Raw genomic sequence first — 12,288 nt, forward strand, 5'->3', positions numbered from 1 at the left:
AATCTCCGCTACCGCGATACGCCAGATTTTGATCTGGAAGCGTACCCAAGCCTCGGGCGGGCAGGGGCGCTTAAGCGGCCCCTGCCCTTTACCCGCCGCGTCCCCGGAGTTTTGCCAAAGCCAGGACGGCCGGATTGCGCGACGTGAGCGGGGGGCACTACTGCGTCGCGCCAGGAAGAACTACCTCGCGGGTCTGCGGCAGCCAAGGGCGTCGGTGGATAACTCCCTAGCAATTTCAGCCCGCGCGCCGGCTCTGTTCCGCCTCCGTGCGCCAGGCGTCGCGATCCTTCTCGGCCTGGGCTAGCCGGGCGCGCAAGATCTCGATCTCTGCGTGAAGCTCCCCTGCGTCGACCGCCAATTCTACGCACTGATCCTGCACGTCCGCGAGCTGCTGGCGCAGATCTCTGTTCTCCACAATGACAGCGAGGAAGTCGGCGGATCGTTGGCCGGTCATGGGGCTCCCGCTAACGCTGGGGCGACGGTAGTTCGCCCGGACAGCCGTCGCTACCTGGGGCGAGCCAAGAGCAGCGCAGACGTTCACCATACGCACTTTTACGCGTCGTGATGCAGCGAACCGCTACGCTCATGAGCCGTTGGTAACACGAGCTGCAAAGCTCGCTGATTTTGCTTCGCCAAGAGGCCGGTTGTCGAGGCAGGAGGGGGAGCTTTGCTCGCCTGCCTCGACAGCTGGCTTTTGCGTATCCAGACCGACATCGAAAGGCATTTCACGTCCGGGAGCCGTGGTTGCAAGGGCACGCGAAAGCGTCTGAACCGCATCGATTTGGTCGAGCAGTTCGGCAGCAAACGTGTCGAAATCGGCCCGCATGTTCATCGTGCTTCCCACAACCCGAAGACGCAGGTGCGCATGGTGGGAAGTACACTGCTATCCGTAGCTGCTGCGGAGCTTGCGCTTTAGGATTGGCGGCGTCGGGACCGGAGTGAGAGCGCGGCGCACTCGGCCAGAGTCATGTCCGTCACTGCGCGTCAGCGGGCCGTGAAGCAGATTCGTCTGAGATGCCGACCTTGGCCCAGACGTAGACGGCAAGCGCTGCCACCGGCAGCCCGATCAACGACGTCGCGACAAAGAACCAAGTGAAGCCCGTGTGCTCGATCACGAAGCCGGAGAAGCCTGCCAGTACGCTGCCCGGGAAGGCGCAGAGCGACGTCAGGAGCCCAAACTGGCTTGCTGCATGATCCGTTGATGCCAGGGTCGACATGTAGGTGATCAGCACGACCGACGCGAAGGCGTAGGCGAAGCCCTCGACGCCAACGGCGGTCGCAAATGTCCAGAACGCCGTCCCGCCGTCACCCCCGTGCGCAGCGAGGTACGCAAGGCTCAAATGCGAGGCCGAGCCGGCCACAGTGCCGATGAGGAGACTCGGCAACATGCCGATCCGCGGGATGAGGGCGCCGGCCAGGAAGGTGCCGCCCAGAGCGATCCAGAAGCCGAAGAGCTTGGTGACGGTGGCGATGTCGGTGTTCGAGAAACCCTGGTGCTTGAACAGCGGAATGGCCATCGCACTCGCGACGTAGCCGGGCATACGGAAGCCGGCGACGAGCAATAGGATAACCGGCGCCATCGGTCCCAGCCGAGCTAGCAACTCGCGGATTGGCGCCCAGATCGTGTCGAGGAAGCCTGATCTGGCTAGATGGGGAGTTTTGTCCGAGGGCGGCTCGGGCGCGAGTACGGCGGCCAGCATACCCGGGAGCATCAGCGCGGCCATGCAAAGGTAGGCACCGCGCCAGCCAATCCTATCGGCCAGGAACAACGCGCCTGCCCCCGCCGCGAGGTTGCCGAGCCTCCAGCCGATTTCCGTCCAGGATGAGAGCACCGCCTGCTTCTCGGGAGGTCGCACGCTGGTGATGCGCCAGCCATCAATGACAAGGTCGAGTGTTGCACCAGCGAAACCGAGGGCCAGCGAGAAGGCAATCGTCCAGGCGAGCTGATGCGCAGGATCGCCGAAGGCGATGCCTGCGGATGCCGCCATGACGCCGAGCTGCGCGACAACGATCCAGCTGCGTCTTCGGCCCAGGAAGCGTCCGAGGAGGGGCGGATCGTACCGGTCGAGGAAGGGCGCCCACAGGAACTTGAACTTGTAGGCAAGCGTCAGCTCACTCAGGAGCCCGATGGTCGCAATCGAGATCCCAATGTCAGAGAGCCAAGCCGACTGCGTCGAGTAGACGAGAAGGAACGGAATGCCTGACGTAAAGCCGAGGCCAAGGGCTGGTGCGATCCGTCGATCGGTGAACAGCGCCGACCAGAAGGGCGTCGCCTTAGGTTTTGCCACAACCGCTTGGCTCATGCTCGGCTCTCTCCGCCCCCTGCCCGTCCGAGACAGGCTCAGCTGATGTTATCCGTGTTGATCCTCAGCCCGCGACCAACGAACGAAGCCCCGGCCGCTAAGCGGTCCGGGGCTCCTTTCATTCGGTAGGCAGCAGCACTGCGCCGGCCTAAGTCGGCTGCACCTCAGTGTCCTTGATCTCCGGCTTGTCTTCCTCCGGGATCGTAGGCGACTTCTTCTCAGGCTGCTCCGGTGCATCCTCGATGGGTTGGAGGTCAGCGCCGGGCAGTGGCTTATCGGCGTTGGTCACGGCTTCGCTCCCTGGATGTCGTGGGGAGCAAAGCACTTGCGATCGGAAGCGTTCCTACCTGCGTATCATCCCTGGGCGTCCAATCTTCAGGAGATGGCCCAGGCGAGCACCAGGATGCCGCCGAGGAACATCCCGTAGGTCGCCATCACGGCGGCGACCTCACGGTGCTGCTGAAGGACGGAGCGGGAAGCTAGAGCGGTTTCCACCTACTCCGGATCGTAACCGGCGGCAGCGAAGTAGTTTGCGCACTCGGTTGGGGTGAAGGCGTCGAGCAGATTGCCGACGACAGTCCAGAGCCGATCGACCGTGCGCTCGGCCGCTTTGCGCAGCAGCGCCTTGAGCTTGGCGAAGGCCATCTCGATCGGATTGAAGTCGGGCGAGTACGGCGGCAGGAAGCGAAGGCGTGCGCCGCTGGCCTCGACGGCGGCCTGGATTGCTGCGCCCTTGTGGGCGGGGAGGTTGTCGAGGATGACGGTGTCGCCGGGCCTGAGGGTTGGGGCGAGCACCTGCTCGACATAGGCCAGGAACCAGTCTCGCGTCATCGGCCCGTCGAGCACCATGGGCGCGCTCATCCCCGACATGCGCAAGCCCGCAACGAACGTCGTCGTCAGCCAGTGGCCATGCGGGATGCCCGAGCGTAGGCGCTGACCGCGAGCACAGCGACCGCGCAGGCGCGCCATACGGGTGGAAAGGCCGGTCTCATCGATGAAGATCAGGCGCTCGGGATCGAGGTCAGGCTGCGCGGCAAACCACGCCTCACGGGATGCGGCCACGTCGGGGCGATCCTGTTCGGTCGCATGCGCCGACTTTTTTTCCATGTCACCGCCCGGCGGGCGAAGAAACGCCACAGCGTACCCAATCCGACCGAGACGCTGCGCTCGGTACGCAGGCGCTCCTGCATCTCGGCAAGCGTGATGTCGTCTTTCTCATCGATGAGGGCGAAGAGGAAGGCTTCGTGCTCGTCGAGCTTGGAGCCGGGTGGACGGCCCTGACGCTGAGCCCGCGTCTCCCCTGTCCTCGTGGCGTGCGCAGCCCAGCGGATCACCGTGGCGATGCCGACCCGATAGCGCAGGGCCGCGGCCCGGCGGGACAGACCTGCGCCCACTGCGTCCAGGACGCGAATGCGCAGATCGTGACTGTAGGCACGGGCCATGGCGATCTCCCTGACGAACCTTCAGGGATCAACGCTCACCTCGCCGCAACGACTCAGGGATCGTGGAAAACGCTCTAGCAGCATGGGAGGGGACCAGAAGCGGGTGTGCTCCGACCATATTTGCCTGCATGCACGGCGCCGTGCGAGGCCTTCCGCCTATGGAACAAAGGTAAAACATCGACTGTCGCTTGGCGGTCACAGAGCTGCCGAGGGTGCCGCTCTCAGCCCCGTGGAGCCCGCCACCCGGCTGCTTTTGCCTCATCCTCCGAACAGAACATGCGCTCGCCGGCCCCTTCGCTGATGCGAGTGCGATCGTAATCCCGCGAACCGGGGACATGGTAGACCTTTTCGCCCGAGCGGGAGATGTTGCCCTTGATGGCGCAGCCGCCGGCCGTGGGCGCCCCGACCCGCGCGGCCGGCGCCGGGATCGGCCCGTCCGGGCCACCAGGGGCAGCGAACCCCATTCGCATTTCACGCTCGCCCTTGCGCCACTCGGCCGGTGTCGTGAACGACCCGGCCCAGATCCCGCGCTTGGCGGCCTTCGCCTGGTCCTCGGCCTCGACATAGTCCGTCGAGTACCGGCGATAGGCGATCGCATGTCCCTGGGCGACCATCCAGCCGTTCAGATCCTCGGTGCCCATTCGACACACCGCGACCGTGCGGCCATACCGGTCCATGTCACGAGGCTCGCACGTCACCGTGGCGTCTCCGATCCGATCGGAGAGCGCCAGGGCAGCGGCTTGGCCACAGCGGTATTCCTTGCCCACTGCGGTCTGGCAGAGCTGCGCACTCTCCGGCGCGTCGATGCCGTGCATCCGGATTTTGGTGTCACGGATCACGAGGGTGTCGCCATCCGTGACGCTGGCTCGGCCGGCGATCGGATCAGCGTAGGCCGAACTGATAAGCAGTAGGCTGGAGATGGCAGCTACAAACGGCCTTCTCATGCCGGGACCTGTTGGGCCCTCGACCGCTTCAGCCGCCTCTTCTCCTTCCTAGCTTTGGCGAACGCAATCGAGATGCCCCAAGCAGCACCCCAGATAGCCATTCCAAAAATCTGACTGCTGCCGATAAAGGCAATGAGGGCCGCGAATGCTAGCGCCGCGGATAGTATGACCCCCAGAACAGAGCGCTGAAACACCGCTGGAAATACAGGCAAAAAGAGAATAGCTTGTCCAACCCAAGGATAAAGTTCAATGAGTCTAGTTAGGCTGTTTAGAACATTTGTGAGAGTGTCGAGCCCAATAATTGCTATCTGCTCCATGGGCTTTACCTATCAGCTTTCACGCTTACAGCGCTTTGAAGGTGGAGAGCCGCAGAGCTTCGTTATGTTGCGCCTGCCGACGCACTTCCCGTCCGGGGCGCGATAGCCAGGGCCACCTTTGCAGCCGCATACGTTGCAGAAGCCGCCCCTGCCCCCGCCACCTCCACCGCGGCGTCCGCGCGCCTCGGCGGTATCAGCTGCGACCAGTCCCCCTGCTGTGAGGATGCAGAGCGAGAAGCCGATTAGGCGAACACGGCGAAGCATGGTGCTTCCTCCCTTTCGCACGATGATGCAGGTCTCAGAGTGAGATTGTCGAGCTGTTTTAGCTGCCGTCGTTGGCAAGAGTTGTTGATAGGTGGTCGAAGCTCATATGTGGATGGACGTGACAAACCACTCTAGAGAGCTACAGTTTATTACAAACCGCTGAGCCTCAAGTAGGTTGTTGATTTTTTCCAGCTATCTATTGTATACAGCCTCATCGCACTTGATCGTATGGCCCGCTGCCGCGGAGCGTGTCAGGGCTCTCCGGAGCTGCGGTCTCTGGCCTCGGGCCAGGTGAGACGTAGGGTGAAGCCCACATGAGGCCCGTTCCGTGTCGCGCGGGGCGGGCCTCACTCGTTCCTAGAGCGCACAGCTTTGGAGCAGTGGCATTAGACGCGTTAGCCGCCCTGCAAGCTCTCAGCGAAGTCCTCCGGGACTTCGCCGAACTGCCCAAGGATCGTCGCGCTTTCCAGCTCCCCGGTCTCGTCATCGGCGACGATCTTGAGCGCTGCAGTACCCGGCATTCGGCCGGCCATCGCTTCGGCCTTCTTGAGTGCTCCGCTCTCGGTAGGAGTAACCTCGCGGTCGCCAGGCACGAGGCGTTTGCGCTTGACGATAAAGGTCTGGACCACAAACGTCGTCTTCATCGCCATGGTCGCTTCCCCTCAGCCCCGTGCACTCCGGCGATCATAGCGGACGTCGGTGAACGCCTTGGTCAGCACGGCCCGCCCCTTCGCGTCGTACACTTCGACATACCAAGCCGACCAATCGAGCCGCGATCCACGGGGCCTGTCGCAAGCTTGGGTATAGGGCGCAGAAAGGCCTCTACCTCCCAGTTTTCATGCTTTGTTCGCCTGTGGAAGTCCGAAGCAGACAGCAAGCATCCGGTTTTGCTCGCGCACGGTCCATGCGCCGGCAAAGCCGAAGCCCTTGCGCAGCCACAGCATGGCCTCGAAGCCCTGGATCGTGCGTCGCGCCGTGTTGAACGAGCGGAAGCCGCCCACCCGCGGCATCGACCGCTTCACTCGGAAGTGGTCGCTCTCGATCCCCTGCTGCAGATGCTTGGTAACGTAGTGGATCGGCGTTCCCGGCAGCAGGCCCGCCTTCCGGCTCTCGGCGATGGCCCGCGGGTAGGTGCCGGCGCCATCCGTGCCGATGCGGTCTGGGGCGTGCAACGGCTCGGCCGAAAGCATCTTGCGAAAGAAGCGCTTGGCCGCATCGAGATCGCGGTTGGCAGTCAGCACGAAGTCGACAGGGTTCCCGTGCTTATCGACGGCCCGGTATAGGTAGCGCCACTCACCTCGCACCTTGATGTACGTTTCGTCGATCCGGACCGAGCCGCAGTGCGGTCTGCGGAACTGCCGCAACCGCTTCTCGATCAGCGGCGCGTAGGCCAAGACCCAGCGGTTCAGGGTGCTGTGATCGACCTCCAGACCACGCTCCAGGAACAACTCCTCGATATCGCGGTAGCTCAGCGGATAGCGCAGACCAGGAGACGGCCTGCACGATGAGCGACGCCTCGTAGTGCCGGCCCTTAAAGTCAGCCTTGGAGCGCTGCTTCAGCTTGGCGGCGATAGCGGACAGGATCATGGGCCGGCTCCAAGGCGGAGGCGGCAAGCTGGTCAGGGATGGCTAACGATCCGTGAACGAAGGCGCATTCGCGTTTGCGACAGGCCCTTCTCGTCACTGCCCGGCCTAAAATGAGACATTGATCCTAGCAGCCGTGATGCCGGCTATTCGAATGTATTTCGTGCCCGCAGGGCGGGACGGTCAGACTGTCATGGCCGCGTCGCTGAACAGCATCTGACCACAGGATATGTATCTTCACACGGAACCGAGGTCGCGGGTTAGCTCATCGCCCGGATAACCGGGGAGGGCCGAAGTCACTCATCGAAACTTCATCATTCGGTGGGACGACCGCTGTCAGCGTCTCTTTCGGAGCGAGACACACAGCGTGCTATTCTCACCTTCCGTGCAGCCTCAGCAACTCGGCCGTGAGCCGCACTCCGCAGCCCTTCTGCTCCTCACAGACTCGCCGGCTCGGAGCAAAGGTCTGGCTCGCGCCCTCAGCACGTTAGCCCCCTGCATTGTCCGTGACCTTCTCGATCCAGAGCCATGCAGCGATGCGGCCAATCCTACAACGCTTAGAGCCGTGCTCAGCGACGCATCGCTCCTTCAATCGGCAACAATCGCGGCGCTTCGCTGTGAGCTGCAGCCCCTGAAGGCAATAGGTCTGCCTTTCCTGTGCCTTTTGCGTGAGGAGACGTCGCGGGCGACCATTCAAGCCACCGCCCTTGGAGCGACCCACATCCTGCCTGCTGCTGCCATCACCAGTGATCTGCTGAAAGTAGTCTCTCAGGCCACAGGCGCTGCCGCAGCGGACTCTAGCACCGTTCCGCCGAACATCATTGCGGCTGATGCAGTGCTCTCGCGCATCTTCGATGCTGGGCGCGACGGCGCTCGAATCGATCCAGGCTTGGTCGCTAGGGGAACGCAGTTCGTCGAGGCAGCCGTTCGCGACACTGGCATCCGCGACTGGCTCAAAGTGGTTTGGCAATTCGATGACGCCACGCACCAGCACTGCCTCCTCGTGGCGGGCTTGGCTGCAGGTTTTGCTCAGTCTCTTGGTTTGCGTGAGGCTGACTGTCAGCGTCTGACCCAGGCCGCGGTTCTGCACGATGTCGGCAAGGCAAAGATCCCTGCCTCCATCCTCAACAAGCCGGGTGCGCTGACGCCCGAGGAACGCGGGATCATGCAGAAGCATCCCGTCTACGGATACGAGATGCTAGAGAGCAACGGCTTTTCCGAGGAGATGCTCGCGGTGGTGCGCTGGCACCACGAGGCCCTGGACGGCTCGGGCTATCCGGATCAACTGGCGGGCTCAGAGATCCCTGACCTAGTGCGTTTAGTGAGTGTTTGTGACGTGTATGGCGCCTTGATTGAGCGCCGGCCTTACAAGGCTCCGATGAGCGCCGAGCGCGCCTACGCCATTCTCGAAAGCTTGATCGGCAAGCTCGATGGCGACTTGGTCCGAGCCTTCAGCCCTTTTTCCGTGATCGCGGGCTCCCCGCAAACAGGCCAATCAGCCGCCAATACCTAGCCTCAGACATAAACATCGAAGGAGCTACGACATGGTTGATAGTAACTCAGATGTTATTGTGCGAGCACCGCGCGCTGACACCAACTGGATTGCCATCATTCGCACGTTGGATGGAGTTGAAATACCCTGCAACGTGAAAGATGTTTCGAAGACTGGCGCAAGGATCGGCGTACCTGCTTCTTGCCCTCTCCCAAATGTCTTCATGCTGAAGATAGTCGGGAAGGACATCGTCTGTCGCGTCTCCCTCGCGTGGCGCAAAGGCAACTTCGTTGGCGTCCATATCGAGCAATTCGGCAAAGTTGTTCCGAAGGCTGAACAAGCCGTTGAGACGAGGCCGCAAGATGCAGACGCTTCCTACAAAGCGATCGGTGTTCGTCGGAGTCGGGTGTCTAGCTTCTGAGTGAGGCTTGAAACGCAAAGCCGGCGATCCGATCTGCGCCAGCTCAAACTTGGGGCCGGCAGCGATGCGCGCGTGCGCTCCGCCTGCGCGATCAGTTCCTGGCAAACATCCGCGACCGCAGTTTGCCCGACTGACCGACCGGCTCGGCTCGGCCCGGCACCGATCTGAGTCAGCATCTTGATTTAACGCAAAAGGGCACTGCGATGGTAGCGCCCTTCTTCAGACAGCCAGCTCACCCATCGTGAACCGTGCTGCGAGAGCTGACGGCATGGGGCCGGACGCGGCAAAGCGTCAACGGCGCTCGATAGCTATCTGCTGCTCAGGGGGCCGCTGGTGCTTTCGCGAAGGTGTTGTCCCCATGGGGAGGAAGCTCCGGCCAGCGACCGCCTGAGCGGTTCTGCCTAACGCCCTTCAAGCGTCAATCGCGCCGGCGAGCCACGCGGCGTCTTCGTCGCAGCACTCTCCTGCCGCCCCCCCCAGCTCATAAGGTGCGCGTCAACTCATCGAGCGCGGACCTGTGCGCTCGGCCGATCGCGACGGCCATCTCCTCATCAGTCATCGTTCACAGCCCTGCTCGCGCCGCGTCAAAGCTACAGGTGCGGCTTAAGCCGTCCCGTTCGAAAGGCAAGGTCACCAGTCCGTTGCCTTGCTCATCATGCCGGTTGGGAGATAGGCACCAAAGGTGATTGCCATCGGCCGCTCGGCCGCGGGCAGAGTAACGCCGATCCAAACCTCAAGATCTGATCGCAAAATTGCAAGGTCGGCGTCTGGTTCTGGCACAACGAAGGCCTTCAAGCGAGTACCTTCGTCGGAGCGCATGAGGCGGACGGCGGCTTCGCGGACACCCGGTTGCCTGGACAGGCGATCTGCGATGAAGGTGGGAAATACGTTGATGCCCCCAACCTGGACAGCGCCGTCGAGGCGCCCTGCCAGGTGGAAATGATCCCGGCCCTGATGGCTGATGCGGTCTGGGAGGGGAAAGCGTCGTCCGCTCTGGTGGATGATCTCCGGAAGATCCTCGCGGACGGGCTCGATAAAGCGCCAATGCGGCATGAGCTGGTACGTGGCCGTTGGCCAGCGCCGCACGGCCACCCCTGCTGTCTCAGAGGACCCGTACACTTCCGTCATTGCCGCGAGGCCGCTCTGACAGAGCGATTCAATCAAATCTGGAGGGCATGGGGCTGTCGAGACGGCACCCTCGACGTCTTGAGGCCACGCCCTGAGAGAGCGCTCCAGCCATCGCCAGCGATCGGGAAAAGTGACTAGGAGGTCGCCTGGTTCAAGCCGTCGGCTCAGTTCCGCCGCATCAAGGCGCGTTGCATCGAGATGTGGAACTCGGAGCACGTCGGGTAGGAGCGCGGTGAACAGGAAGCCATAGGCATGATGGCTCGGCACCAAGGACACGATGCGGCGTCTGCCTCGAAACAGGTCTGCGAGGAACGAGGCTTCCACGTGCAAGGCCTCAGCCGTATGTGGGCATCGCTTCGGCTGCCCCGTCGTTCCCGAGGTAGTGAAAGTAACCATGGCGACGCCAGATCGCCAAGCCGCCTCAATGCGATCGATCCAATCGCCGAACGTTGCATCGGAGAGCAGCTTCTCCTCACCACTCGCCTCGTGCAGGTGGAACATCTCGTTGATAGCTGATGCGAGCCACAACGTCTCGATCGAGTCGCAACCCAGGCCGGATGCCATATCGCTTCCGATGCGTGTGGCCTCAGGCCACTCCGTCGGTAAATGGGCCGGCAATCGTGCACCTGGATTGCCGCGGCCACGCGTAGCGAGGAGCTCTGCGCTGAGTAGGCTCTGCAGAACGGTCCTGAGCGATGAGCGGGCGAGCATCAATGGGTCCAGTGCGATCAGGCAGCGACCTGATCGGCTTTGAATGAGATCACCTGATTACGGCCGCTACGCTTGGCTTGATATAGGGCTGCGTCGGCCGCAGCGAGGAGTTCGGCGAGGGAAGCCGCTGGCATCACATCGAGGGCACTGCAGCCGAAGCTCGCGGTGATGCTCAGCTGGGTCTCGCCGCAATCCACCGCTGCGTAGGCAAGTGCCATGCGCAGGCGATCGGCTGTCACAGCCGCCACTGGAAGAGTGGCACCTGGCAGGAGCGCCACGAACTCCTCGCCGCCGAGGCGTGCGAAGATGTCCTCCGGGCGCAGCTCGGCCTCGCAACGCCGTGCCACTTCACGAAGCACCGTGTCCCCAGCCGCGTGTCCGTACCCGTCGTTCACGCGCTTGAAATGATCGACATCGAGGACGATGACGGCCATCGATTCCCCGGCCTGGAGCGATCGCACGCGTTGACGTTCCGCCGCCTCGAAGAAATGCGCTCGATTGCTGACACCCGTGAGGTGATCGCGGGTCAGCATCCTTCGCAGATCAGCAGCATCCTTTCCTTGCCGCGTCACCGCCCGCATCACCAGGGTAAAGCCAGCCGAAGGCTCCTCAGCATGATCGCGCACGGCAACCAGGCGCTGGCACCAGTAGCGTCCGCCATCGGCGCGAGCATGCCAGCCCTCGTGCAAGTGCCAACCGTCGCGGCGCGCGATCGCGATGGCCTCGCCGGGTAGCGGCATCGCCGAGGCGCGGTCCGGGCGGTCAAAGGCCTCGAAGCGACGCCCCAGCAACTCGGCTTCGGCAAAGCCTGTCTGACGCACAAAAGACTCCGTGACCGCGTCGATGCAGCCGCTCGCATCGAGCGAGAGCACGGCGACGTCATCGACACCGTCGAGTAGCGAAGCAAACCACGCTTCCGCTTGCTTCAAGCGCCGCTCTCGGGCGACCTGCTCGGTGACATCTGACAAGGTCGCGATGTAGCGCTCCTGGGTCAACTTCACGACGCTGCAGGCCAGAACCAGCGCTCGGTCTCCGCGCCCGGTGACGATGCGGTGACCGTCACAGATCGCACCGTGAACGGGCTCAAACCGCTGGATCATGTTGCGCAGTTCGGGGGCGCAGCTCTCCATCACCTCGAAGAGGTTGGTGACGAAGGGACGCCCTGCAATCGGCAGAAGAAGGTTCATGGCAGCCGGATTGACCATGCCGATGCCGCCCGAAGCAGAGAATTCGATCAGACCGGCTGGACAGGCATATAGGAACTGCAGCAGAGCCGCGTTCTCGGCTTCGAGCTCGGAGGTCATGGCAGCCTCGCTCAGCGTTGGATGAGAATGAAGTGCCGTTTCATTCCTGACGCCTTCAGGAGACGAAGACGTACCGGGGTCGGCCGCATGCGCAGGGTCAGCACGTAATCGATGATCGCATCAATCTCCGCTTCATCCTCGAAGCGCTGAGCCACCATGAAGTTGTTCATGCACTGAGCCGTCACGGAGAAGTAATGCGTACCGATCACTCTCTCGCGAGGCAGGCCTGCGAGGCGCTCCTCCGTTGCATTGTAGATCTCGACGAACCCTTCTGATGACAAGCCGACAACCCCGAAAGACAGCGTATCCAGCTGTTCCGTCCCCATGGTGTCGAACGCGTTGAGGGTAATGGCTTCGAAGGAGTGCATGGCAGCGCCT

General features: G+C 62.7%; 12 protein-coding genes and 1 pseudogene. 2 read left to right on the forward strand and 11 right to left on the reverse strand.

The genetic code is table 11. The annotated features are described in order from the left end of the window. Positions 1-235 precede the first annotated feature (235 nt). The 8 genes and pseudogenes from ACV7NL_RS23585 to ACV7NL_RS23620 all read right to left on the reverse strand — a co-directional run bounded on the left by ACV7NL_RS23585 (position 236) and on the right by ACV7NL_RS23620 (position 6,857). Positions 236-454, reverse strand: coding sequence for a hypothetical protein (locus ACV7NL_RS23585; RefSeq protein ID WP_463357208.1), 219 nt, complete (start codon positions 452-454; stop codon positions 236-238). A 129-nt stretch (positions 455-583) separates the two neighbouring features. Further along, positions 584-832 (reverse strand): hypothetical protein, encoded by a 249-nt coding sequence (locus ACV7NL_RS23590; protein ID WP_463357209.1) that lies wholly within the window; start codon positions 830-832, stop codon positions 584-586. A 142-nt stretch (positions 833-974) separates the two neighbouring features. After that, positions 975-2,303 carry an AmpG family muropeptide MFS transporter gene (locus ACV7NL_RS23595; RefSeq protein ID WP_463357210.1) on the reverse strand — a complete coding sequence of 443 codons (1,329 nt, stop codon included), beginning with the start codon at positions 2,301-2,303 and terminating at the stop codon, positions 975-977. A gap of 148 nt (positions 2,304-2,451) precedes the next feature. Beyond that, positions 2,452-2,592, reverse strand: coding sequence for a hypothetical protein (locus ACV7NL_RS23600; RefSeq protein ID WP_463357211.1), 141 nt, complete (start codon positions 2,590-2,592; stop codon positions 2,452-2,454). A gap of 206 nt (positions 2,593-2,798) precedes the next feature. Further along, a protein-coding gene (locus ACV7NL_RS23605; protein WP_156633997.1) for an IS630 family transposase occupies positions 2,799-3,745 on the reverse strand; the annotation gives its coding sequence in 2 pieces (ribosomal slippage) (positions 2,799-3,406 and positions 3,406-3,745; 948 coding nt in all). Between the two features lie 221 nt (positions 3,746-3,966). After that, positions 3,967-4,689, reverse strand: coding sequence for a thermonuclease family protein (locus ACV7NL_RS23610; RefSeq protein ID WP_463357212.1), 723 nt, complete (start codon positions 4,687-4,689; stop codon positions 3,967-3,969). 976 nt (positions 4,690-5,665) lie between these two features. After that, on the reverse strand, positions 5,666-5,920 hold the full coding sequence (locus ACV7NL_RS23615; protein WP_463357213.1) for a hypothetical protein: 255 nt from the start codon (positions 5,918-5,920) through the stop codon (positions 5,666-5,668). A 186-nt stretch (positions 5,921-6,106) separates the two neighbouring features. After that, positions 6,107-6,857: pseudogene (locus tag ACV7NL_RS23620) on the reverse strand (IS6 family transposase). 562 nt (positions 6,858-7,419) lie between these two features. Here ACV7NL_RS23620 and ACV7NL_RS23625 point away from each other — a divergent pair. Both ACV7NL_RS23625 and ACV7NL_RS23630 read left to right on the forward strand, forming a co-directional pair. Then, positions 7,420-8,367 carry an HD-GYP domain-containing protein gene (locus ACV7NL_RS23625; RefSeq protein ID WP_463357214.1) on the forward strand — a complete coding sequence of 316 codons (948 nt, stop codon included), beginning with the start codon at positions 7,420-7,422 and terminating at the stop codon, positions 8,365-8,367. A 31-nt stretch (positions 8,368-8,398) separates the two neighbouring features. Further along, on the forward strand, positions 8,399-8,767 hold the full coding sequence (locus ACV7NL_RS23630; protein ID WP_463357215.1) for a PilZ domain-containing protein: 369 nt from the start codon (positions 8,399-8,401) through the stop codon (positions 8,765-8,767). A gap of 630 nt (positions 8,768-9,397) precedes the next feature. On the opposite strand, the gene ACV7NL_RS23635 is transcribed toward ACV7NL_RS23630, so the two are convergent. The 3 genes from ACV7NL_RS23635 to ACV7NL_RS23645 form a co-directional block, all read right to left on the reverse strand. Continuing rightward, positions 9,398-10,459 carry an AMP-binding protein gene (locus ACV7NL_RS23635; protein WP_463357216.1) on the reverse strand — a complete coding sequence of 354 codons (1,062 nt, stop codon included), beginning with the start codon at positions 10,457-10,459 and terminating at the stop codon, positions 9,398-9,400. 164 nt (positions 10,460-10,623) lie between these two features. Then, positions 10,624-11,910, reverse strand: a complete 1,287-nt coding sequence (locus ACV7NL_RS23640; RefSeq protein WP_463357217.1) for a sensor domain-containing diguanylate cyclase — start codon at positions 11,908-11,910, stop codon at positions 10,624-10,626. 11 nt (positions 11,911-11,921) lie between these two features. Beyond that, entirely contained in the window at positions 11,922-12,278 is a 357-nt protein-coding gene (locus ACV7NL_RS23645; RefSeq protein WP_463357218.1) for a hypothetical protein, read from the reverse strand. Positions 12,279-12,288: the final 10 nt, after the last annotated feature.

The sequence above is a fragment of the Methylobacterium sp. Ger2507 genome (assembly GCF_055231875.1).

Coding starts and splice junctions, on each gene's coding strand:
- ACV7NL_RS23585 (WP_463357208.1), bottom strand. CDS start 454: ATGACCGGCCAACGATCCGCCGACTTCCTCGCTGTCATTGTGGAGAAC.
- ACV7NL_RS23590 (WP_463357209.1), bottom strand. CDS start 832: ATGAACATGCGGGCCGATTTCGACACGTTTGCTGCCGAACTGCTCGAC.
- ACV7NL_RS23595 (WP_463357210.1), bottom strand. CDS start 2,303: ATGAGCCAAGCGGTTGTGGCAAAACCTAAGGCGACGCCCTTCTGGTCG.
- ACV7NL_RS23610 (WP_463357212.1), bottom strand. CDS start 4,689: ATGAGAAGGCCGTTTGTAGCTGCCATCTCCAGCCTACTGCTTATCAGT.
- ACV7NL_RS23615 (WP_463357213.1), bottom strand. CDS start 5,920: ATGGCGATGAAGACGACGTTTGTGGTCCAGACCTTTATCGTCAAGCGC.
- ACV7NL_RS23630 (WP_463357215.1), top strand. CDS start 8,399: ATGGTTGATAGTAACTCAGATGTTATTGTGCGAGCACCGCGCGCTGAC.
- ACV7NL_RS23635 (WP_463357216.1), bottom strand. CDS start 10,459: ATGGCATCCGGCCTGGGTTGCGACTCGATCGAGACGTTGTGGCTCGCA.
- ACV7NL_RS23640 (WP_463357217.1), bottom strand. CDS start 11,910: ATGACCTCCGAGCTCGAAGCCGAGAACGCGGCTCTGCTGCAGTTCCTA.
- ACV7NL_RS23645 (WP_463357218.1), bottom strand. CDS start 12,278: ATGCACTCCTTCGAAGCCATTACCCTCAACGCGTTCGACACCATGGGG.